Below are 23,829 nucleotides of genomic sequence, written 5' to 3' on the forward strand. Positions count from 1 at the left end.
GGGCGCGTGCCGCGTTTGTTTCCGGGGAATCGGCGTTTTCCCTGGGGGGCATCCGGATGTTTATTTTCGCAGGGTTGCCCCCAGACATTTATTCCCCGGGGTTATCACCTCGGGCTACAAACAATGGGACTCCTCTGGAGTCCTATTATGTTTTATTGATGGCGTTTTGTTCCCCGGGGGCGCGTGACGCGTTATAAAACAATAGGCCCGCCGCGGCGAGCCTATTATGTTTGTATCGTTCATCGGGTGCACCTCATTCCGGATTACACCTCATTTCAGTTCTTACATATTGTTGTAAACAGCCTGCATTTCACGCGTCAGCTGATCATAGATCGGTTTGGTGAACTGCAGGAATAATTCCTGTGGAGGAGGTGGAGGTACATCTTCGCCGGTCATCAGGGCCTTGTCTTCGTCGCTGAGCGCACGTTCATCGCCTTTATAATAGCCATACTGGTTCAGCCAGGTATAGCTGCCGGGAAGTCTGTCGGTACGAATGATATTGTTGGTCGCTACATCGATCAGCTGGTAGTCCAGCAGGCCTTTGGAAACAACGGTCGCTTTAACAACGTATACTTTCGCTTTTACGGTAGCATAGCGATTGATAGTCGTTTTACCGGTGCTGTCTTTTACGCTGCCTACAACGATCTCTTTGGAGACTTCTCTTTCTGAGCGGTCTACGTAGGTTTGTCCTACTACGAAATCGTTGAAACTCATTTCCAGGAACTGGTCAGGTTGTATTTTGTTGTTCCGGGCGATACGCTCGTCGGTAAACTGCACGAAACGGTTGATGTTCCGCTGCTGGAGGTTGCGGATCAGTACATCCCTGAACTGGTCAGCGCTGAACTGATAGTAGGGAGAGCGCACATCTACATGCCTTACGATCACATTTACGAGGCCTCGCTGGAAGGATTCGTCCCGGAGTTGTGCAGCGTTGCGGTAGTTAGGGATCAGGCCCAGGGCAGCCTGGAATTCATCAAAGGCCTGCCTTGCCGCGGCTTTATCGCCCTGTTCAAGCAAGTCCACACCTCTGTCATACCTGACCTGTGCCGCATTCTCCTGGGCGCCGGTAATGGCATTCCGGTAATCTTTTGGTTTCACAATGGCCAGGGCTGCAGGAGAGGCATGAATGCCATCATACAGACGCTGGAGCACGCGGTATTCTGAACGGATGTATTCCCATTTTAAAGGGTCATTGGAAATCATGTAACCATTGACTTTGTCCTCGTGGGAACGTTGTGCCTGTGCATAGGCCTGAGGAAGAAGTTGTAGTGCAACAGTGTTGTCAGGTCTTTTCTGTAATTTTTTTACGAACGCGAGTACCGCTTCATCATAGCGGCCTTTGTTGTAGAGCTTTTCACCCGATTTACAGGACAGTATCAGTAGGATAGGGGCGGCTATGAGCCACAGGAAACGGTTTTGCATATGCTCGAATAATGAATTTTCTTATTTCAGGAATCTTCTGATCTCCCTGTCCGTTTCACGTTGCTTGATGCTTTCGCGTTTATCATGCAGCTTTTTACCTTTACCCAGGCCAATCTCTATCTTAGCAAGGCTTTTGTCGGTAATAAAGATGCGAAGCGGAATGATGCTATAGCCACGTTCTTTAATCTTATTTTCCAGTTTCCGCAGTTCCCGCTTGGTAAGCAGTAACTTACGTTCACGCAGGGGATCATGGTTTGCATATGTGCCGTGTGAATACTCGGAAATATGCAGGCTTTTAACAAACAATTCTCCTTTTGAGAAATAGCAGAATGAATCGTTGAAGCTTACCTTGCTTCCGCGGATGGACTTGATCTCTGTGCCTGTCAACACCATGCCGGCAATATACTTATCCTCTATTGCGTACTCGAAATATGCCGATCTGTTCTTGAGTTCTGCCATCTTATTATTAAATCAGGACTTAAAAATTAGGAATTAAGAATTGAAATCCGGAAGCATCTCCCCATTCCCAATCCTTAATTCCTAATTCCTAAATTCTTCGGTTTTGGTGCTTAGTGTTTAAATAATTCCAATAACACTGCCAGGCGTTGTTTCATCTCCTTACGGTCGATGATCAGGTCCAGGAAGCCATGTTCCAGCAGGAACTCTGCACTCTGGAAACCTTCCGGCAGGTCTTTTTTGATCGTTTCCTTGATAACACGCGGACCAGCAAAACCGATCAGTGCTTTAGGCTCTGCCACATTCAGGTCGCCCAGCATCGCGAAGGATGCAGTCACACCACCGGTGGTAGGGTCTGTCATCAGGGAAATATAAGGCAGCTTTGCTTCTGCCAGCTGTGTCAGTTTTGCGGACGTTTTTGCCATCTGCATCAGGGAGAAGGCACTTTCCATCATACGGGCGCCTCCTGATTTGGAGATGATCATCAACGGCATTTTGTTCGCAATGCAATAGTCGATGGAACGGGCGATCTTTTCACCTACCACGGAACCCATGGATCCGCCGATGAAGGCGAAGTCCATACAGGCAATCACCAGGTCGTTACTCTGTACCTTACCTACGCCTACCCGCATCGCGTCTTTCAGTCCCGACTTCTTCTGTGCATCTACCAGCCTGGCGCCATAAGGCTTGAGGTCTTTGAAGCCGAGGAAGTCTTTCGGATAAATGTTCTCAAAGAGCTCTTCGAACTGATTATTGTCAAATAATATTTCGAAATACTCCGCCGAATTGATGCGATTGTGATAATTACACTTGTCGCATACATAATAGTGCTCCTTCAGATCTTTTACTGTAGAGGTTTTTTTGCAGTTAGGACATTTGTGCCACAATCCATCCGGCGCCTCTTTCTTTTCACTTGTAGACGTTTGAATGCCTTGTTTAATGCGCTTAAACCAGCTTGACATATTGTGCTATTAGGTTACAAAATAGTTGTGCAAGATACAAATTATATTAACTTCCAAAGTATTCTACCCCTATAATTATACTTAAAGTACCTGGCAACCAATAATTTGATTTGAAAGATATATATATAAGTGGTATAATAAAAACGTATTTACAAAAAAATCCCCAGGAATGACTTCCTGAGGATCTATAAATTGTACCGCTTCGCGGATTATGCGTTCCTGTTGATGCAGTTCAGGTCGGCAAAGGCTTCTTCAAGACGTTTAACGAAAGTTTCTTCGCCTTTACGCAGCCATACGCGTGGGTCATAGTATTTTTTATTTGGCTTATCTGCGCCTTCAGGGTTACCCAGCTGTGCCTGCAGATAATCTCTCTTCGCTTCGTAGAAGTCGTGTACACCTTCCCAGAATGCCCACTGCATATCGGTATCGATGTTCATTTTGATCACACCGTAACCCAGCGCTTCGTTGATCTGGTGTTTAGGTGAACCGGAACCACCATGGAATACATAGTATACTGGCTTAGCAGCAGTATTGTGTTTCTTCTGGATGAATTCCTGGCTGTTGTGCAGGATCACAGGACGCAGTTCCACGTTACCCGGAGAGTAAACACCGTGTACGTTACCGAAAGCAGCTGCTACAGTGAAACGGCTGCCTACTTTAGACAGGGTTTCGTAAGCGTAAGCTACTTCTTCAGGCTGTGTGTACAGTTTGTGGTTTTCTACGCCGGAGTTGTCTACACCGTCTTCTTCACCACCGGTTACGCCCAGCTCGATCTCGATGGACATACCCAGTTTGTTCATTCTCTCGAAATATTTCAGGGAAGTTTCTATGTTCTCGTGCAGCGGCTCTTCAGAGAGGTCCAGCATGTGGGAGCTGTACAGTGGCTGACCGGTCTGTTTCATGAAAACTTCACCAGCATCCAGCAGACCGTCGATCCATGGCAGCCATTTTTTAGCAGCGTGGTCAGTGTGCAGTACTACAGGAACACCGTAGTATTTTGCCACCTCGTGTACGTGTTTTGCACCGGAAATACCACCGGCAATATTTGCCTGCAGCTTGTCGTTCGGCATTCCTTTACCGGCAAAGAACTGCGCACCGCCATTGGAAAACTGAATAATTACAGGTGAGTTTACTTTGGCAGCGGTTTCCAGTACTGCGTTTACGGAATTGGTACCTACTACGTTAACAGCAGGCATTGCCCATGCGTTATTCTTGGCATCATTGTACAGCGCATCCAGCTCTTCGCCGAATAACACGCCAGCTCTGTATTTTCCCATAGCTTTCGGATTGTTTTACATTTAAGGACAGCAAATATAAGTACTAAAGATTAACTATTATAGTAGATTTCTTAATTAGAATTGGATGAATCACGAAAAATTGTGTGTTTTTTATAGGAATTCGTCATTTTTTCGGACGAATTCTTATTGCTGGTCATAGATTTTGCTCTTTTTGACAAGGTTCGGTTCAATCTGACCTCGGAATCCGGTCGGTGTTCTTTAGCCGTTCCCTCAGTTCCCGGAAATAGGGTACAGATTTTAGCAGCCGGCTGCCGTACCAGGAAAACATCTCCCCATCCACCAGTTCAATGCGCACATCCGGACGCACAGCCTGTAATTCAGCGATATGCTTTTCCTTAAAAGGATAGGGTTCCGATGAAAGGAGTATCAGCTCACAATCGGCTGTTCTCAATTGCTCCAGGGCAATCTCTGGATACCGGGGCATATCTTCGAAAACATTCTCCAGTCCGCAGTGTCTCATCATAATACTGATAAAAGTCCCTCCGCCAGCTACCATCCATGGCTCCCGCCAGATAAAATAAGCAGTACGCAGTAAATCTTCCTCCTGCTGCTGCACTTCATCTATCAATCCTTTGAAACCAAACAAGATATTGCCAGCTATTTCATCGGCCCGTTCACTTTTGCCAGTGATCTCACCGATATTCCTGATCATATTTCTGACATCTCCCAGTTGCCATATATCGCTTACCCAGACAGGTACATGTTGCATCAGGTATTCCACCTGCTCCTTTGTATTTTCCTCTTTGTTGGCAATAACGAGATCAGGTTGCAGGGCGAGGATCTGTTCTAAGTGCAGTGTTTTCGTGCCACCTATACGTGTCTTGGTCCGGAACCATTCATCAGGATGGATACAGAATTTGGTAATGCCGATCACTTCTTCATTTAGTCCCAGGTCGTACAGTAATTCTGTCTGAGAAGGGACCAGTGAGATGATCCGGCGGGGCGGGTAAGGAATGCTCACTTCCCGCCCCAGCTGGTCTTTGTAAGTATTTGTTACCGGCATTAGCTGCCTGTTGTTTTTAGTTTATTAGGTTCTAAGATCATTGGTGTCCAGGACACTCATGAGGTACAATATGTGTTTATTCTATCCCCGTTTTTCCTTTTGTTAATTTCCCCGCGGGGCCCTGGGGGTGCACCCCAGGCTACAAACACAAAGATCCCTGGCGTGGTCAACTTCCCAGCGCCTGGATGATATCGTATTTCGTCACGATATGTGGCTTGCCGCTATCATCTTTGGTAATAACCGCTCCGTTCTCTTTGTTGATATAAACAGTCAGTTTTTCTATCGGCGTATCCATGCTCACTTCCGGGAAAGCATGCTGCATTACCTGTTTGATCTGTGCATCTTTCAGGTTGGCATCATCGATCAGGCGGTTGAAAAGCCCTCCTTCAGAAATGGCCCCAACGATCTGATTATTATGCAGTACCGGCAGATGCTCAATGTCATACTTCTTCATCTTCACAATCGCCTCGCTTACTTTCTCTTCCTGGTCGATCGTTACCAGCGGCTGGTTACGGCGGCCATTCACCACATCCTTCACGGTCTTCACATCCAGGAATCCGCGTTCCATCATCCACTGGTCGTTGTAGACTTTCCCTACATAACGGCTACCGTGGTCATGGAAGATCACTACCACCAGGTCAGTCGGTTTCAACCTGCTTTTCAATTGCAATAAGCCCGATATTGCTGATCCGGCGGAATAGCCTACAAAAATGCCTTCTTCCTTGGAAATGCGGCGGGCCATAACAGCGCCGTCCTTATCGGTCACTTTCTCAAAATGATCGATCACGCTCATATCGTAGTTCTGCGGTACGAAGTCCTCACCGATACCTTCTGTGATGTAAGGGTATACCTCGGTCATGTCCAGTTCACCGGTCTCGTGGTATTTTTTCAGCAGGGAACCGTAGCTGTCAATCGCCCATACCTGTATGTCCGGGTTCTTCTCTTTCAGGAATTTACCAGCTCCGGTAACAGTGCCTCCGGTACCTGTAGCCACTACCAGGTGAGTGACTTTCCCGTCGGTCTGCTCCCAGATCTCCGGGCCTGTCTGCTCGTAGTGAGCATCCCTGTTGGCCAGGTTGTCGTACTGGTTCACGTAAAACGCGTTAGGGATCTCCTGCGACAGCCTGCGGGCTACGGAGTAATAGGAACGGGGATCTTCCGGTTCCACATTCGTAGGACATACGATCACTTCTGCGCCTACGGCTTTGAGTATATCTACTTTCTCCTTGGATTGCTTATCCGTGGTAGTAAAGATGCATTTGTATCCTTTGATCACAGCGGCTAATGCGAGACCCATACCGGTGTTGCCGGAGGTTCCTTCGATGATGGTGCCGCCGGGTTTCAGCAGGCCCTGTTTTTCGGCCTCTTCGACCATTTTTACGGCCATACGGTCTTTGATAGAGTTGCCGGGGTTAAAGAACTCAACTTTTGCCAGTACCGGACATGGAAGGCCGGCGGTAACGCGGTGTAATTTGACAAGAGGGGTGTTTCCGATTGTTTCGAGTATGCTATTGCAAAATTTCATATGAATCTTGTTGGACTGTGGCGAAAGTAAGGAATTTCCGCCTTTACCATGCCTTATCCATGCCTTTACTATGCCTTTGACATGCCTTTAAGGTGGACCTATAACCTATTCCCGGGGTTATCACCTCTGGCTACAAACATTAGACCCCTGACGGGGGCTAATGCCGCGAATGATCCCGTATGGATAATATGCTTTTACGATACCTTTTCGATCCGATACCGCTCTGAATAGCATCTGTTCCCTATATCTCCATATCGCTATACCGTCATCTGGATATCACTTTAGGCTCATCTCTATATCGAATCGATATAGAGATGCCGGTGAAATGATATGGAAATGCCGGTGAAGCGATATGGAAGGAACGAATTCTGATCGGTACCAGAGCGGATCCGGAACGGGAACAATGCCTAAACCAGAGATTACCGTTTCTTAACAGGAATTGATTATCAAAGTAATTCCTATTATACTATCTTTGCATGTCATGAGTGAAAGGATTTTTATAACCGGGATAGGAACCGGGGTGGGGAAAACAGTCACTTCGGCCTGTGTAGTGGAAGCACTGCAGGCAGACTACTGGAAACCCGTACAGACAGGATTAACAGAGGGGACAGACACAGATACGGTAAAAAGTTTAATATCAAATCCGGTGTCGGTATGTCACCGGGAAGCCTACTGCCTGGAAGCGCCAGCCTCGCCACACCTGGCTGCCAGACTGGAGGATGTGAACATTAACGTAAAAAGGATACTTGAGCTGGCACATAGCATTCAGCCATCCAGCCGGTCACTGGTCATAGAAGGGGCCGGAGGACTGATGGTCCCGTTAACGGAACAGGTCTTCACTATCGATTTTATACAGCAACTGGAGGCGAAGGTCATTATTGTGGCCCAGAATTACCTGGGAAGCATCAACCATGCATTATTGACAGCCCAGGTACTGAGACAACGCGGAATCCCTGTACTGGGCTGGATCTTCAGCGGAGAATACCATAGCAATGAAACCGAAGTGATAGGATGGAGCGGTTATCCGCTGCTGGGCCGGATACCTCACACTGCGCTGGTTGACAGGGCTTTTGTGAAGGAACAGGCAGAAAAGCTATCTTTGTGGTAATACAGATCCACTTGTTAACAAAAAAGGATATACGAAAGGAATACCTGGAAAAACGTCTAAACCTTCCGGATGATGTGATAGCCACCCTGAACAGGGAGTTATTAAACCAATGCCAGCTGCTGGATTTCAGCGCTTTCAGAATGGCACACATTTTTCTTCCCATCACTGAAAAGAAAGAAGCGGATACGTACGCCCTGGTACACTGGGCCAGAGAAGCCTATCCTAAATTGCAGTGGGCGCTGTCAAGGTCTGACATGCGTAGTGCAACGATGGAACACTTCCTGTGGAAACCAGAAACCGTGCTGGTCAGGAATGCCTATGGTATACCGGAACCCGCTGGCGGGATATCCTTACTATCCTCAGAAATGGACCTGGTTTTTGTACCTATGCTGGCCTTTGACAGGAACGGGCAGCGGGTAGGATACGGAAAAGGGATGTATGACCGTTTTCTGAAGGAATGCCTGCCAACGGTGACCACTATCGGACTGTCATTGTTTGAACCGGTAGATGCTATTGCAGATGTGAACGCAAATGATGTTCCCCTGCAGATGGTCATCACACCGCAAACAATTTATGATTTCAAAAAAAGCTAAGAATGCTGAAACACCTGAAGATCTTATTATACCCTTTTTCACTGTTGTACGGCCTCGTGATGTGGATCCGTAACCGTTTCTATGATACCAATATGCTGACCGCCGTGGAGTTTGACCTGCCCGTAATTGCCGTAGGCAACCTTTCAGTAGGAGGCACCGGGAAAACCCCGCATGTTGAACACCTCATCAGGATATTAAAGGATAAATACCGTGTAGCCACCCTCAGCCGGGGATACAACCGGCGCAGCAGTGGTTACCTGCTGGCCAATGAGGCCAGCACCGCAGCACAACTGGGCGATGAACCGATGCAGTTCCATCAGAAATTCCCGGATATAGAGGTTTGCGTAGGGGAAGAACGCATGCTGGCCATACCACAGCTGCTGGGAGAACGCCCCGAAACGGAAGTGATACTGCTGGATGATGCTTTCCAGCACCGCTCTGTGAAACCAGGGATGAATATCCTGATCACAGACTACCACCGCCGTTTCACCAAAGATCATGTGGTACCTTTCGGTCGCCTGCGCGAAGGCCGAATAGGCTATCAGAGGGCCAATTGTATCATTGTGTCCAAATGTCCGCCGGAACTGTCCAATGCTGAAAAAGCCGCCATCAGGCAGGAAATCAAACCCCTGCCACATCAGCAACTGTTTTTTACTTCTCTGAAATATGGCGAGCTATATGACATGTTCAGCGGCAACCCGGTTTCCGCGCCTGAAGATACCACCGTTCTCCTCGTGTGTGGTATTGCACGCCCGGAACCGCTTTTACAACAACTGAAGGAAAGCTATAAAAATGTGTTCCTCCTGCCTTTTCCGGATCATTATTACTATTCCGTCCCTGATCTGGAGAAAATTAACAGGGAACTCGGCAACCTTCCCGGCAACCACAAACTGGTGGTAACAACGGAAAAGGACGCGGTAAGACTACAACTGCTCGAAGACCGCCTGCGTCCCATGAACATACCCATAGCCGTTATGCCGGTTGAAATATCTTTCCTCTACGGGGAAGGAGAATCATTTAATAATTATATTTTTACTTACGTGGATCAGTTTGGAAGTAACCATGATTAAACGTTACGAGAATGACTAAAAAGAAAAAACCTCAAAAACACAGCAGCCAGAAGAAAACCTTTCGTGGCACTGTACAAATAACCCGCTCCGGGATGTCCTTTGTTATTATTGAAGGCCAGGAGAAGGACATCATGGTCCGCCAGAAAAACCTTAATACCGCTCTCGATGGAGATGACGTGCTTGTTGATGTGATCAAACAGGGTAGGAACGAAGGACGTATGGAAGGGGTGATAACGGAAATCGTTAAACGCAAAAAGATTGAATTCACCGGTACCCTGCAGGTCAACAAAGGCTTCGCTTTCCTGGTGCCGGAAAAAGGGCTGTTCATGCCCGATATATATATCCCTGCTAATTCAGTGAAAGGCGCGAAAGACGGGGACAAAGCCGTCGTACGTGTAGTAGCCTGGGGCGAAAAAACACGCAAGCCGGTAGGTGAGATCGTGGAAGTGCTGGACGCCAGCAATACCAACGACCTGGCGATGAAAGAGATCCTGATAGAAAGCGGATTCCCCCTCAGCTTCCCGGATGAAGTCATGAAAGAACTGGGTGAGATCAGTGAGAACATAGATGCGGAAGAAGTGAAGAAGAGAAAGGACTTCCGTAAGATCCTCACCTTCACCATTGACCCTGTTGATGCAAAGGATTTCGATGATGCTATTTCCATCCGTAAGCTGCGTGGCAGCTTGTACGAAGTAGGAGTACATATTGCAGACGTGAGTCACTATGTACTGCCGGAGACTGCTTTGGATAAGGAAGCAGATAAACGCGCTACTTCGGTATACCTGCCGGATCGTGTACTGCCTATGCTGCCGGAGAAGATCTCCAATGAGCTGTGTTCCCTGCGTCCGCATGAAGACAAGCTGACTTTCTCAGCCGTTTTCAAAATGAATGACAAGGGTGAGATCAAAGAACACTGGCTGGGCAGAACAGTGATACATTCTAATCACCGCTTCACCTATGAAGATGTGCAGGAAATCATTGAATCCGGAGAAGGTACTTACAAGGATGAGGTATTGTTATTGAACAATATCGCGCAGATATTGCGCAAGCAGCGCTTTGAAAATGGCGCTATCAACTTCTCTTCCCAGGAAGTACGCTTCCAGCTGGATGAGAATGCAAAGCCGGTAGGTATCGTCGTGAAGGAAAGTAAAGAAGCTCACCAGCTGATTGAAGAACTGATGTTGCTGGCCAACAGGACGGTGGCAGAGTATGTATACAATATCCGTATTGGTACCAACCAGCACGTGCCTTTCCCATACCGTGTGCATGATACACCTGATGAGGAAAAGCTGAGAGTATTCTCTGGTTTCGCCCGTAAGTTCGGTCACAAGCTGGAAATAGATAACCCGGATAAACTGGCCCGCTCCTTCAATGAAATGTTGCAGCTGGCCCATGGTAAGCCGGAACAGCATGTACTGGAAACACTGGGTATCCGTACTATGGCGAAGGCCGCCTATACCGTGGATGATATCGGTCACTACGGACTGGGATTTGATCACTATTGTCACTTTACCTCGCCGATACGCCGTTATCCGGATGTACTCGTACACCGTGTATTGCAACAGTGCCTGACACACGATATCCATCCCGACAGGCAGATGGAGAAAAAGTGCAAGCATTCCTCTGAAATGGAACGTAAGGCCATGGATGCGGAAAGAGCGGCCAACAAATACAAACAGGTGGAATACATGCAGCAGTACATCGGTGAAGAATTTGACGGTGTAGTAAGCGGTGTGGCTCACTTCGGTTTCTGGGTGGAAACTGTAGATACCAAGTGTGAAGGTCTGGTAAGCATTCATAACATGAGCACCAAAGACGAGTTCAAGTATGACGAGAATGAGTATGCCCTGATAGGTATGTTCACCGGCAAAAAGATCCGTATAGGTGATAAAGTGAGGATACAGGTGGTAGCTGCCAACCTGGTAAAACGTCAGCTGGACTATGACCTGATAGAAGAGGGTGGAGGTGAACCAACGCCATTCAGGAAGTCCTCCCGTAAGCCTGGGGCGACTGAGAAACCTGCCCGCAAATCAGCGGCTGCTGATAGAAAGGATACAAAGACCAAAGGGAAAAAGAAGGATACAAGTAGTAAGAAGAAACCTGCATCTGGGAAGAAGCAGGCTTCCTCTTCCCGTAAAAAGCCATAATTTATATAACTTACAGCCGCTTATTCGAAAAACACCATGCATTCATTTAAAGACCTGACTATCCGCTTCGGAGAACATTTCAGTAAAGAACAATTCCCTGCGCAGCCAAAGAAGCTCTATGATGCTGCCAGTCATATCCTCAATATAGGCGGAAAGCGTATCAGACCGGTGCTGAGTATTATGGGCAATGAACTGTTTGACGAGATCCATCCCGATGCATTTGAGGTGGGTACCGCTGTGGAATTGTTCCATAACTTCACACTGGTGCATGATGATATCATGGACAAAGCACCACTGCGCCGTAACCAGCCCACTGTACATACCCTGTATGGTGATACAGCGGCAATACTGGCGGGAGATGTAATGCTGATCAAAGTATATGAATACCTGAACAAGGTGCAGCCCCACTATAAGCAGAAGCTGATCACCGCTTTTAATAAGGCGGCTATTGAGGTATGCGAAGGGCAGCAGATGGATATGGATTTTGAAGAGATGGAGCCGGAACAGGTACGTTATGATGATTATGTGAATATGATTGCGCTGAAGACCTCCGTATTGCTGGCAGCCAGTCTGAAAATGGGGGCTATCATCGGCGGTGGCAGCGAGTATAACCAGCAGCATATATATGAATTTGGTAAAAATATAGGGATCGCTTTTCAGATCCAGGATGACTTCCTGGACGCATTCGGCGACCCGGAAAAGTTCGGCAAACAACAGGGAGGGGATATCCTGGTGAATAAAAAGACCTTCCTGCTGTTAAAAGCCCTGGAACTGTGCAATCCTGTTCAGCATAAGAAACTGAAGGAATTGCTGGCTACCAGTTCGGATGATAAGGTGGCCCAGGTGCTGGAGCTGTTTCACGACTGCAAGGTAGATGCCTGGGCAGAAAAGGAGAAAGAGCGTTTCCAGCAGATTGCTTTTGAACATCTTGAGCATATTGCGGTGATCTCAAACCGTAAGAAACCACTCACAGAACTGGCCAACTACCTCTTAAACAGGGAGCATTAAAGTAATACTATCTGCTCCCTCCAAATTTGTGTATCGGTTAATTTATATATATTCGCGCATTAGCTAAACCTGTAACCAAAATACCTGCATGTCCAAATCGCTTTTTCGTAAGAAATCTATTGTCAGTATTCTGAAAGATAGTCAAGATGGTTTGTCGGATGCGCACGGGGGAGGGGAATTAAATAAAGTGTTACGGGTGCGGGATCTGACCGCATTAGGTATTGCCGCTGTGATCGGCGCGGGTATCTTCTCTACCATCGGGGAAGCCTCTTATCATGGAGGTCCCGGTGTTTCCTTACTTTTTGTTATTACTGCCATTACCTGCGGGTTTTCTGCACTTTGTTATGCGGAGTTTGCATCCCGTGTACCGGTATCCGGCAGTGCTTATACTTATTCCTATGTGACTTTCGGGGAACTGGCCGCCTGGGTGATCGGGTGGGCATTGATCCTTGAATATGCCATTGGGAATATAGCAGTGGCCATTTCCTGGAGCGGGTATTTCAATAACCTGCTGGCTGGTATTGGGAATGCTATTGGGGTGAACCTGTCATTTCCTGGCTGGCTGACCAGCAACTATGATAGTGCATCGCCTGAATTGTATGCTGCAGCGCCGCATATTGCGGGTATTCCGATCATCCTGAACCTGCCGGCATTTATTATTGTGGTCCTGGTTACTTACCTGGCCTATGTGGGCATCCGGGAAAGTAAAAAGAGCGCCAATTTCATGGTGGGCCTCAAAATACTGGTGATCCTTTTTGTAATTGTGGTGGGCGCCTTTTATGTGAATGTCGACAATTGGAGTCCTTTTATGCCTAACGGGTTTTCAGGCGTATTAAAGGGTGTATCTGCGGTGTTCTTTGCCTATATCGGTTTTGATGCTATCAGTACTACGGCGGAAGAATGTTCCAATCCGCAGCGCGATCTGCCTAAAGGGATGATCTATTCACTGATCATCTGTACGGTGTTATATGTGCTGATTGCCTTTGTGTTGACGGGAATGGTGTCGTACTCTCAGCTGAAGGTAGATGATCCGCTGGCGTTCGTATTCAATGCGGTAAACCTGCCTAAAGTGAGCTTCCTGATATCAGTAAGTGCGGTAATTGCTACTACCAGTGTGTTGCTGGTATTCCAGATCGGGCAGCCCCGTATCTGGATGAGCATGAGCCGGGACGGTTTGCTGCCGAGGAAATTCAGTACCATTCATCCGAGGTTTAAAACGCCTTCATTTGCTACGATCGTAACGGGTTTCCTGGTGGGTATTCCGGCCCTGTTCCTGAACCTGACCATTGTGACTGACCTGACCAGTATAGGTACCCTGTTTGCCTTTATCCTGGTATGTGGCGGGGTGCTGCTACTGCCACCGCAGGAGAAGAACCCTCATTCCAAGCGTTTCAGGCTGCCGTACATTAACGGGCAGTTCATCGTACCTGTTATTGTCATACTCTTTGCCTATCTGTTCCGCAATGAATTGCCGCAGCGCTTTTCATTTGCAGGCGGCTGGGAAGTGTGGAAACACAATATTCCTTTCTTCTTCTTCGTGGTGGCGGCATTGATCTTCACCATACTTTCCTTCGTTAAAAAGCTGTCGTTGATCCCTGTATTGGGTTTGCTGAGCTGTTTCTACCTGATGACGGAAATTGGCTTCAGGAACTGGGTGGTATTTTTCATCTGGTTGCTGATAGGCCTGACTATCTATTTCTGTTACGGTTATAGAAGAAGTAAGCTGGCACAAGCGTAAGAAAATCAAGATTTTAGATCATTCATTGCTTCCGTCAAGTTAAATGTTGCTACGGTCAACTTTATTTCGTATATTCGGTTAAGCTCTTTGATCATTAAAATCATGTGTTATGAATCTGCTACAACGAATCGACCGTTGGGGCGAACGCCATCATCCCCGCTGGCTTGATGGCATCCGTGTCCTGTTAGGTGTATTTTTATTCTACAAAGGGGTGGTTTTCATACAAAATATCGATGTGCTCAAATCTGTGATCGACCAAAGCCCGTTTCTCACAGTAATGTCTTTCTGGCTTGCTCACTACATTGTCTTTGCTCACTTGCTCGGAGGTCTTCTTATCGTTTTCGGTTTACTTACACGTGTGGCCATTCTGGCTCAGATTCCAATCCTTTTAGGCGCAATCTTCTTTGTACATACTTCTATGGCAGTTAATGCTACAGGAATATTCAATGTACATGCAGAGACCGGCCTTTCTATCCTTGTTCTGCTGCTTCTGGTATTCTTCCTGGTGGAAGGCAGCGGCCCCATGTCCTTTGACGATTATATGCGCCGCCATCCGGCTTGAGGAATAATTGTCTTACCTTTGCCATCCGCGATGCGGACTGCTTTGTATTGGCAGTTCACGTTAAAACTGTATTTTCTATCGCGGGCCTGCAAGTATGAAGTTTGAGATTGGCGATAAAATATTGCTGCTACATTCCAAAGAAGAAGGGACAGTTGTCGACATTATCAATGCCGACATGGTAATGGTAGAGGTGGGCAAGGTCACCTTTCCGGTGTATCTTGACCAGATAGATTTCCCGTATTTTCATCGTTTTACCACGCCTAAGCCAACTCCTCCGCCACAGCGGATCCAGGGCTATGATATCAAGCCGGAGAAGAAGAAATATGAGGATAATATTCGCATGAGCAAAGGGATGTTCCTTTCCATATTGCCCGTCTTCAGGATGGACGCTTATGAAGAGCATGTCCAGTCGCTCAAATTTCATCTGCTGAATGAGACCAGCGAAGCCTACCGTTTTAACTTCCAGGTATGGTTACGGAACAGTATGGAAATGGAGATCCGGAATGAGATCCAGCCATTCAGCAATTTCTACCTGTCAGACCTGTTGTTTGAATCATTGAACGACAGTCCCAGGCTGGAGTTCGTTTTCTTCCCGAAAGAGAAAAATGATAAACTGGCGCCTTCCTTCCCGAAAACATGGAAGCCGAAGGTAAAACAGCTTTTCCTCCAGCTCTCCGAGTTGCAGGCCCGGAGGGATGCGACCCTCAGTCAGGTGCTGTTTGAGAAATATCCGGAGAAGAGTAAAAATGATAAGCCCTATTTCGATGCCAGCAGCATAGGTTCACTGTCAGCAGGCAGTACACCTGCAACTCCCGCAGCACCGGAGCCGCCGCAGCAGCCTAAATATGAACTGGACCTGCATATAGAAATGCTGGTAAAAGAATGGCGCGGGCTCAAGAATATTGAGATACTGGCCATACAGCTGAATGAATTTGTACACTACCTGGAACTGGCCATTGCGCATCACCAGCACAGTATGATCGTCATTCATGGCGTAGGAAAGGGCAAGCTGAAGGATGAGATCCACGCTATTCTGCGGGATACGCCTGAAGTGGAGCGGTTTATCAATGAATATCACCCCCGCTATGGCTATGGCGCTACGGAGATATTTTTCCGGCACTAATTCAGATGCCGTCTTTTCTATTACATTTGCAGAAACTACAAACCGTGCTATCGCTTCCGCCGAAAGGAGGATGAGGAAAGTCCGGACAGCATAGAGCAACGCACCACCTAACGGGTGGGGCTGTTCTTTTCTCCGTTAAAAGAGCGAAGAATGGCACAGATAGTGCCACAGAAAATGACCGCCTTATTCCGCGCAAGCGGTATCAGGTAAGGGTGAAAATGTGGGGTAAGAGCCCACGTCTGGGTATGGTAACAGACCTGGAGGGTAAACCTTGCGTGCTGAAATGCCATGTATACGGTCGCTTAAGGGCTGCTCGTCCAATGACCGAGGGTAGGCAGATACAGGTGTCGTGTGAACGGCATCGAAGATAAATGATAGCATCCGCCGCAAGGCGGAACAGAATCCGGCTTACAGGTTTGTAGTTTTCTTTTTAGCTCGTAGCTTATCAACCAACGGAAATACCCCTTAAAACATAACCCGAAACCAATAATCTCTATGCAACAACAAGAAGAAAGAAACTGGGCGCTCGCCATGCACCTGGGTGGTCTTGCCGGTATGCTGTTCATTCCCCCGGCAGGCAATATCATCGTTGCACTGGTCCTCTGGCTGGTGAAACGCAATGAGTCGGAGTTTCTGAATCAAACAGGAAAGGAAGCGCTGAACTTCCAGATCACATTGAGTATCGTGAACGTGGCCCTTAACCTGATCGGTATGATCAATCACTGGGACTGGGCCTGGGGCAGACCTGGTTTTCATTATTGGGATATAACAGACATTTCTCTCTTCCATGGTACACGCGGGATCGTTTACCTGGTGAATATTATATTCTCTATTATCGCGGCTACGAAGGCGCATAATGGTGTGTTGTACAGGTATCCGCTGAGCTGGAGGCTGGTGAAGTGATAAATGTATCTGCAATACCTGTATAACTAAATGTGATAAAATGGCGGACGGGATATTACGTCTCCGGGGTTGCACCCCGGGCTACAAACAAAAGGACTCCTGGCGGAGTCCTATTATGTTTTGTTAATTGTGTTATGTTTATTCGTAGGTGGATGTTTAGCCTTTCTTAACGGGTTCCAGCTTCGCCTTCTTCTTTTTCTTCTCTTTCACATCTTTATGCGCATCCATGCTATCCGCCAGTTTTAATGCTTCGTAGGCATTAACAAGACCACCTGAAATAGACAATTCCGCAAACGGGATCTTCACATCTGGTGATCCCGGTTTAGTCACTTCCGTAGTGCCGTCAGGTAAAGGTGTCGCTGATTTCATCAGGATATACTTTAACTGTTGTGCAGTAAGATTTGGATGGTAGGAGAGCACCAGCGCTGCTACACCTGCTACTACGGGAGCCGCCATACTGGTACCGCTGGCATTGCCATATTTATTGCCACCAGGTACGGTAGAATAGATCTGTACACCAGGTGCGAAGATGTCTACATTCTTCTTACCATAGTTGGAGAAGCTGGCTACTTTACCGTTTTTGCCGCTACCGCTGGCGCCAACAGTAATGTAGTTATTTGCTCTCGCAGAATGATCTGCAAAATCAGGATTCGGGAAGTTGTCCACTTCATCATTGTTACTGCCATCATTACCTGCAGCATGCACGAGTAATACACCTTTTTCTTCCGCATATTTGACAGCAGCATCTACCCATTCTTTATGAGGGGAGAAGCCTTTGCCAAAGCTCATATTCACCACACGTGCGCCATTGTCTACCGCATAACGGATAGCCAGGGCCACGTCTTTATCGCGTTCATCACCATCAGGAACGGCTTTCACCATCATGATGCGTACATTGTTATTGATACCGTCAATACCAATGTCATTGTTCCTTACAGCAGCGATGATACCGGAAACGTGTGTACCATGGAAACCGAATTGTCCCATCACGTCGTTGTTACCGTAGTATTTATCGTTGATGTCGTTCACGTTATCGCCAATGATATCGGCACGTTTATCGACAGGAGCATCGTTATCAGCCTGCTCTGCTTTCTTTTTCAGATCTGCCAGGTATTCCTCAAACTCTGACTTCAGTTCGGAGTAGCTGAGGTTTGCTTCGCCGGTATTCTCGAAGATGCGTAAAAGGAATTTCTTCGCTACCATTACATCCTGGTCAGGGGTTTGTATGCTGTCCAGTTTTGCGGCGTTGAAGTCATTCTGGTGGAGGTAACCGGTAATGAGTGTCTCGCATTTACGCAGGCTCTCCTGTAGTTTAAGCATGGTTTTGTAGGTCACCTTGCTTTCACCGGAAGGTCTGGATACCTTACCCTGCAGTTTCTGCCAGTAGCTATATTCTTTGGATTGTTTATCGAGCGCTGAGTCGGGATTGCCGTAAAGGCTCTTAATGCGGTAATATTCACGGGTCGCTTCGTCGCTGTCTTCCTTTACACTACGGCCATCTTTGCCACCGAGGAAGTTCCACCCGTGGACGTCGTCGATATAGCCATTTCCATCATCATCAATACCGTTGCCGGGAATCTCTTTGGGGTTTACCCAAAGAACAGATTTCAAATCTTCATGAAGCGTGTCAATACCGGAATCTATCACTGCTACCAGTATAGGGCTGCTTTTCTTCCCTTTCAGGAGTTCTGCATATGCTTTTTCAACGCCGGTTCCATACACACTATCCTGCGCATAGTTCAGTAGGTGCCAGTTCCTGGGAGTTGCTGAAGATTGGGCATAAGACGGGTTAGCGGTCAAAGCAGTCATCCACAACACACCACCAGCCATGACTGCCATAGCTCTGTTAGATTTCATCAGTCTGTTTTTTTCTCTATAAGCTTTACAAAATCAAAAACCAAATTAAGGTAAAGGTACGCAAAATGTAGGGGAATCACCCTGCGTTAAATGATGAGCGAGCTAATTAGATATGCCAATAGCTGATTGCCTGGATAGCCGTTCACGTAACAACTTGCCGCTATAATAGGAGTACCTGTAACCTAATTGTATTCGTTCATTTACTGTTAATTTAACAATTAAATGAATATGAGCGAAATTTTCTTTTGAAGAGGAGGAAGAGTGTTGCCACAGAAGTCGCTACTGCATTGATATCAGCCTTCGAAAATAACCGTTCGTCAAAAAATAGTTGCAAATACCACAAAAGTAGAATATGAAATTCCGGAAAAAAGTGTAATATTTAGAGCTGGAAGAGTACTTGATAACTTTCCCAAAAGTTATGATTACTTTTCTCATAAGCATGGTTTCCGTTTAACGAAAAAGCGAGGTTCTCTAACCTCGCTATTCTTTTTTGATCTATATTGTTCGCTCACATGCTATGTGAAGAAAGGTACTGCTCCTACAAGCTAATTATATATTGCAGTTAATATCAGTTTAAAAGTTATCCGCATATTAAACGGACTATTATTCCTGTTATTGTGTTAGGAATAAAAATTTTTACAGATCGAATTTAATACCCTGGGCCAGTGGTAACTGTGTGGAGTAATTGATCGTATTTGTCTGCCTGCGCATATAGTTCTTCCATGCGTCTGAGCCACTTTCCCTGCCACCGCCGGTTTCTTTTTCTCCGCCGAATGCACCTCCAATCTCTGCTCCTGAAGTACCAATGTTGACATTGGCGATACCGCAGTCAGAGCCCGCCTGTGACAGGAACAATTCTGCCTCGCGCAGGTTCAGCGTCATAATAGCAGAGGATAATCCCTGTGGCACGCCATTCTGCATAGCGATCGCATCCTCCATGTTTTTGTATTTCATCACATACAGGATGGGAGCGAAGGTTTCATGCTGTACGATGGCGTAACTGTTCTCCACAGCCGCGATACAAGGCTTTACGTAACAGCCGGAAGCATATGCGTCGCCGCTTAGCACGCCTCCTTCTACCAGGAAGGTACCTCCTTGCGCCTTTACTTTTTCGATGGATTCCTGGTACAGGTGTACCGCGTCTTTATCGATCAATGGGCCTACGTGGTTATGTTCGTCCAGCGGATTGCCAATGCGCAGCTGCTGGTAAGCTTTTACCAGTTTTTGTGTAAAGGCATCATATACGCTCTCATGGATGATCAGTCTCCTGGTGCTGGTACAACGCTGGCCGGCAGTGCCTACCGCTCCGAATACACAGCCGATGAGGGACATGTCCAGGTCTGCATTGGCTGTGATGATGATGGCATTGTTACCCCCCAGTTCCAGCAGGGCGCGTCCCAGACGGGCGCCCACCACGCTGCCTACCGCTTTACCCATACGGGTAGAACCGGTAGCAGAGATCAATGGAATACGGGTATCGGCTGCCATCCATTCACCTACTTCACGGCCTCCTGTTACCAGGCAACAAACACCTTCCGGTACTTTATTCGCTTTCAGTACGTCCTGTACGATCTGCTGACAGGCAATAGCTGACAAAGGTGTCTTTTCTGATGGTTTCCAGACGCATACGTCGCCGCAAACCCATGCAAGCATAGCATTCCAGCTCCACACTGCAACAGGGAAATTAAAGGCCGAAATGATGCCTGTAACGCCCAGCGGATGCCATTGCTCATACATCCTGTGACCCGGACGTTCGGAGTGCATACTTAGCCCATGCAACTGGCGGGAGAGACCTACGGCAAAGTCGCAGATGTCAATCATTTCCTGCACCTCTCCATAACCTTCCTGCAGGCTTTTTCCCATTTCGTAAGACACCAGTTTACCCAGCGCCTCCTTATTTTTCCGGAGAGCCTCACCCATCTGACGCACTATCTCGCCACGGCGGGGAGCAGGCCATAAACGCCATTCCTTAAATGCTTCCTGTGCTTTTTCAATCACCGCGTCATAATCTGCACGGTTGGCCGCTTTGACAGTGGCAATATCTTTCCCGTCTACCGGGGAAGAGGCCTGAATAGTTTCTCCTTTGGCATCCAGCCAGGTAGTGCCTGTGCTGACGCCGCTATTTACGTTGCTGATATGCAGTTGCTGCAGAATGTCCTGGATCATCTTGTGCTGTTTGTACCGTGTGGGTCACGGCTGTTTTGATGTATGTATGAGTTAACGCATCCGGTTGTCCTGTGAATACCATCGGCTTCCGGGAAACCGGTTACCGGAACAACAGGATGATCGCATCTCCCTGTAGTTCCGGCGTCGTGATTATTGCTTATTCGTTTGTGAACTGTAAGTGCTTTCGAAGATACGGTCCGCATTACCTGCCTCAAAACCCTCCCTGCGGTGTGCGCGGGTGATCTTGTCGGCCGGAAGATCTGCAAACTGCGGCAATACCTTCCGTTCTGCAAATTCCACGTAGGAACCTGCTATTTTATGTACTTCGTTGCCGGCAAAGGTAGCCGGGATCATTTTAGCGACGGTGCTGCTCTGTAAGAGCATGCCATCAGGGCTTACCTTGATCTTGCCACCGGCATTATTCAGTATAAATCCTTCTTTTTCAAGGAAGTTATTGAAGTCGGCTACAGTATTGTAACCGGCAGGCAGGTTCTGTACGCTGATGGTGAAATGGTTCAGGTAATACCGGTTGTAGATCACCCAGGCTGCATATTCACTTTCAGCTGCCAGCGCTTCATAATCCTGCAGGGTAGGCGTGCGCCAGAGTGCACTGTGCAGGAAGGCATCTACTGCCGGTCCGTCGTTCAGGTCAAGATTGCTGACAGGATCTACCAGTACCTCGTTGGTATAACTGGTGATGATCTGCTGGGCTGCCGTACTCAGGTCCTGTACCCTCAGCTCGCTGATGAAAATACGGGGATAGTTGGGCAGTGGCGGTGCGTACCAGTAAGCGTCCAGCTTCTTTTCCTTGAAATGGTAGGCATCCCTCCGGGTGTAACCGTAGTGGAGGAAGATCTTTTCCAGGGATTGTATCCCAAGCTCGGGTACACCGATTGTACGGAAGGCAATATGGTCGTTTTCAATGTCTTCCGGAACTCCAATCAGATTCTCAGAGATCATTGCGGCTATGATCGCTGCAACGTCAGGAACGCGGTCCTGGTAACGTTGCATCAGACCGCTAAGAACATAGTCTAACATAAAACAATTTTAATATTGTTCGCTATCGTTCGGAAAGTCTTTGGCTTTCACATCGTGGATATATTGTTGCGATGCCTTGTAAATTTCGTCATATAAATTGAGATAGCGGCGCAGGAAACGTGGTTTAAAGTCTTTATTAATCCCCAGCATGTCGTGCATTACCAGTACCTGTCCGTCAACATACTTGCCGGCGCCGATACCTATGGTTGGTATCCGCAATGCTTCTGATACCTGTTTACCCAGCTGTGCCGGGATCTTTTCCAGTACAATGGCAAAACAACCTGCTTCCTGGAGCAGACGGGCATCGTTGATCAGTTTCTGGGCTTCGGCTTCTTCAGTAGCTCTGACTGTATAGGTGCCAAACTTATTGATGGACTGGGGGGTTAGTCCCAGGTGGCCCATTACCGGCACACCGGCAGAGATGATTCGTTTTACAGATTCAATGACCTCTTCACCACCTTCTATCTTCACGCCATGGGCGCTGGTTTCTTTCATAATACGGATGGTAGATGCCAGTGCTTCCTTGGAGTTGCCCTGGTAAGTACCAAAAGGAAGATCAACCACTACAAAGGCCCGTTTAATAGCTCTTACCACAGACGCGCCGTGATAGATCATCTGGTCGAGCGTTATGGGGAGCGTTGTTTCAAAGCCAGCCATCACATTGGATGCAGAATCGCCTACCAGCAGGATATCCATACCTGCATCGTCAAAAATGCGGGCCATGGAATAATCATAAGCTGTGATCATGGAGATCTTCTCTCCGTCGTCCTTCATTTTCTGCAGTATATGTGTCGTTATCCGTTTAACTTCTTTGTGCGTAGACATCCTGTTGACAGATTATATGTGATAAGTGTAAAAGCGCGCGTAAGGTAACCAATATTTGGAAATTACCGGCTTATCTCCGCATAGAGTGACTGGATAAGACCATCTGCAAGACCGATCTTGGGTACAAATATTTCCTCGGCATCGGCCCAGCGCATGATGTTGATATAGATCTGAAGGGCAGGAACGATTACATCGGCACGGTCTTCCCGGAGATTATAGAGGTGGATACGTTCTTCGACAGTGAAGCTATTGAATTCCTTGTAGTAGTCTTTCAGCACTTCCAGCGTAAGCGGTTTACCTTCCTTACGCTTGGAAAGGGAGAAGATCTTGTTGATGTTACCGCCGGAACCGATAGCGGTGACATTGTTGATGCCCCGGAGGCGGGCTTTGATGGTATCCTTCATATACTGCCACTGATCATCCCTTACCTGGTTCTGCATCAGGCGGATGGTGCCGATATTGAAGGACTCTTTATATCTCAGGCTGTTATTACTGAATAGTGTGACTTCTGTACTACCACCGCCCACATCAATGTACATGTAGGAGCGGGTCTTGTCGAGATTCTCCGCGATGTGGCTTTCATACAGGTAGGAGGCTTCTTCCTGCCCGGAGATGACGCTGATATCGATACCGGTGTGCTGTCTTACATACTGTAATATCTGTGCAGAGTTGGAAGCATCGCGCATGGCCGAAGTGGCGCAGGCTTTCAGATACTTCACCTCATATACTTCCAGCAGTAGTTTATATGCTTTAATAGTTTTCAGGAGATGATCGGCCCTTTTCTCAGAGATAGCGCCTTCTGAGAAAACATCAAGACCCAGGCGTAAAGGCACCCTGACCAGGTTTACTTTGGTAAAATCCATCCGGCCCTGGCTGTTGGGAGATGCTTCAGAGATGAGCAGCCTGGCAGCGTTGGACCCGATATCAATGGCAGCAAGCTTCATGGGCGCAAATGTATATAATTAGAATCAGGAATCAGGAATTAATCGATGATCAAATCCTGATTCCTGATACAATGTCTTACT

General features: G+C 47.4%; 20 protein-coding genes and 1 other RNA gene. 10 read left to right on the forward strand and 11 right to left on the reverse strand.

All coding sequences use genetic code 11. From position 1 onward, the window contains the following. Nucleotides 1-282: 282 nt before the first annotated feature. The 6 genes from BLR32_RS26140 to BLR32_RS26165 form a co-directional block, all read right to left on the reverse strand. Entirely contained in the window at nt 283-1,422 is a 1,140-nt protein-coding gene (locus BLR32_RS26140) for a tetratricopeptide repeat protein (protein ID WP_089836199.1), read from the reverse strand. 21 nt (nt 1,423-1,443) lie between these two features. After that, nucleotides 1,444-1,881, reverse strand: coding sequence for an SsrA-binding protein SmpB (smpB, locus tag BLR32_RS26145; RefSeq protein WP_089836201.1), 438 nt, complete (start codon nt 1,879-1,881; stop codon nt 1,444-1,446). Between the two features lie 110 nt (nt 1,882-1,991). Then, nucleotides 1,992-2,840 carry an acetyl-CoA carboxylase, carboxyltransferase subunit beta gene (gene accD, locus BLR32_RS26150; protein ID WP_089836204.1) on the reverse strand — a complete coding sequence of 283 codons (849 nt, stop codon included), beginning with the start codon at nt 2,838-2,840 and terminating at the stop codon, nt 1,992-1,994. Nucleotides 2,841-3,049: 209 nt separating this feature from the next. After that, a complete protein-coding gene (gene fbaA / locus BLR32_RS26155; RefSeq protein WP_089836206.1) occupies nt 3,050-4,117 on the reverse strand; it encodes a class II fructose-bisphosphate aldolase in 1,068 nt (355 codons plus the stop codon). A gap of 187 nt (nt 4,118-4,304) precedes the next feature. Beyond that, nucleotides 4,305-5,141, reverse strand: a complete 837-nt coding sequence (locus BLR32_RS26160; protein ID WP_089836207.1) for an ABC transporter substrate-binding protein — start codon at nt 5,139-5,141, stop codon at nt 4,305-4,307. A gap of 166 nt (nt 5,142-5,307) precedes the next feature. Continuing rightward, nucleotides 5,308-6,666, reverse strand: coding sequence for a pyridoxal-phosphate dependent enzyme (locus BLR32_RS26165; protein ID WP_089836209.1), 1,359 nt, complete (start codon nt 6,664-6,666; stop codon nt 5,308-5,310). 481 nt (nt 6,667-7,147) lie between these two features. Between BLR32_RS26165 and bioD the strand changes: the two genes are divergently transcribed. From bioD to BLR32_RS26215, 10 genes are all read left to right on the forward strand, one after another. After that, on the forward strand, nt 7,148-7,774 hold the full coding sequence (gene bioD, locus BLR32_RS26170; RefSeq protein WP_089836211.1) for a dethiobiotin synthase: 627 nt from the start codon (nt 7,148-7,150) through the stop codon (nt 7,772-7,774). An 11-nt stretch (nt 7,775-7,785) separates the two neighbouring features. Then, entirely contained in the window at nt 7,786-8,367 is a 582-nt protein-coding gene (locus BLR32_RS26175; protein ID WP_176842436.1) for a 5-formyltetrahydrofolate cyclo-ligase, read from the forward strand. A gap of 2 nt (nt 8,368-8,369) precedes the next feature. Further along, a complete protein-coding gene (gene lpxK, locus BLR32_RS26180; protein WP_089836216.1) occupies nt 8,370-9,437 on the forward strand; it encodes a tetraacyldisaccharide 4'-kinase in 1,068 nt (355 codons plus the stop codon). Between the two features lie 11 nt (nt 9,438-9,448). Then, complete coding sequence (gene rnr, locus BLR32_RS26185; RefSeq protein WP_089836218.1) at nt 9,449-11,584, forward strand: ribonuclease R; 2,136 nt, start codon at nt 9,449-9,451, stop codon at nt 11,582-11,584. Between the two features lie 36 nt (nt 11,585-11,620). Next, nucleotides 11,621-12,592 (forward strand): polyprenyl synthetase family protein, encoded by a 972-nt coding sequence (locus tag BLR32_RS26190; RefSeq protein ID WP_089836221.1) that lies wholly within the window; start codon nt 11,621-11,623, stop codon nt 12,590-12,592. Nucleotides 12,593-12,680: 88 nt separating this feature from the next. Then, the gene (locus tag BLR32_RS26195; RefSeq protein ID WP_089836223.1) at nt 12,681-14,330 is read left to right on the forward strand and encodes an amino acid permease; all 1,650 of its coding nucleotides are present in this window, start codon (nt 12,681-12,683) and stop codon (nt 14,328-14,330) included. Nucleotides 14,331-14,439: 109 nt separating this feature from the next. Beyond that, entirely contained in the window at nt 14,440-14,892 is a 453-nt protein-coding gene (locus tag BLR32_RS26200; RefSeq protein ID WP_089836225.1) for a DoxX family protein, read from the forward strand. Nucleotides 14,893-14,986: 94 nt separating this feature from the next. Further along, nucleotides 14,987-16,015, forward strand: a complete 1,029-nt coding sequence (locus BLR32_RS26205; RefSeq protein WP_089836227.1) for a Smr/MutS family protein — start codon at nt 14,987-14,989, stop codon at nt 16,013-16,015. Between the two features lie 34 nt (nt 16,016-16,049). Further along, nucleotides 16,050-16,442: RNase P RNA component class A (gene rnpB, locus BLR32_RS26210), an RNA gene on the forward strand. Between the two features lie 68 nt (nt 16,443-16,510). Further along, nucleotides 16,511-16,918 (forward strand): DUF4870 domain-containing protein, encoded by a 408-nt coding sequence (locus tag BLR32_RS26215; RefSeq protein ID WP_089836229.1) that lies wholly within the window; start codon nt 16,511-16,513, stop codon nt 16,916-16,918. A 156-nt stretch (nt 16,919-17,074) separates the two neighbouring features. Here the strand turns inward: BLR32_RS26215 and BLR32_RS26220 are convergent, their stop codons facing one another. The 5 genes from BLR32_RS26220 to BLR32_RS26240 all read right to left on the reverse strand — a co-directional run bounded on the left by BLR32_RS26220 (nt 17,075) and on the right by BLR32_RS26240 (nt 23,748). Further along, nucleotides 17,075-18,775 carry a S8 family peptidase gene (locus BLR32_RS26220; RefSeq protein ID WP_218124255.1) on the reverse strand — a complete coding sequence of 567 codons (1,701 nt, stop codon included), beginning with the start codon at nt 18,773-18,775 and terminating at the stop codon, nt 17,075-17,077. Between the two features lie 636 nt (nt 18,776-19,411). Beyond that, a complete protein-coding gene (gene amaB, locus BLR32_RS26225; RefSeq protein ID WP_089836231.1) occupies nt 19,412-20,941 on the reverse strand; it encodes an L-piperidine-6-carboxylate dehydrogenase in 1,530 nt (509 codons plus the stop codon). Between the two features lie 150 nt (nt 20,942-21,091). Next, a complete protein-coding gene (locus BLR32_RS26230; RefSeq protein WP_089836233.1) occupies nt 21,092-21,979 on the reverse strand; it encodes a DUF1338 domain-containing protein in 888 nt (295 codons plus the stop codon). 9 nt (nt 21,980-21,988) lie between these two features. Next, nucleotides 21,989-22,804 carry a 3-methyl-2-oxobutanoate hydroxymethyltransferase gene (gene panB / locus BLR32_RS26235; protein WP_089836235.1) on the reverse strand — a complete coding sequence of 272 codons (816 nt, stop codon included), beginning with the start codon at nt 22,802-22,804 and terminating at the stop codon, nt 21,989-21,991. Nucleotides 22,805-22,866: 62 nt separating this feature from the next. Next, entirely contained in the window at nt 22,867-23,748 is an 882-nt protein-coding gene (locus tag BLR32_RS26240) for a Ppx/GppA phosphatase family protein (protein WP_089836238.1), read from the reverse strand. Nucleotides 23,749-23,829 lie beyond the last annotated feature (81 nt).

The organism is Chitinophaga filiformis (assembly GCF_900102545.1).
Taxonomy (GTDB): domain Bacteria; phylum Bacteroidota; class Bacteroidia; order Chitinophagales; family Chitinophagaceae; genus Chitinophaga; species Chitinophaga filiformis.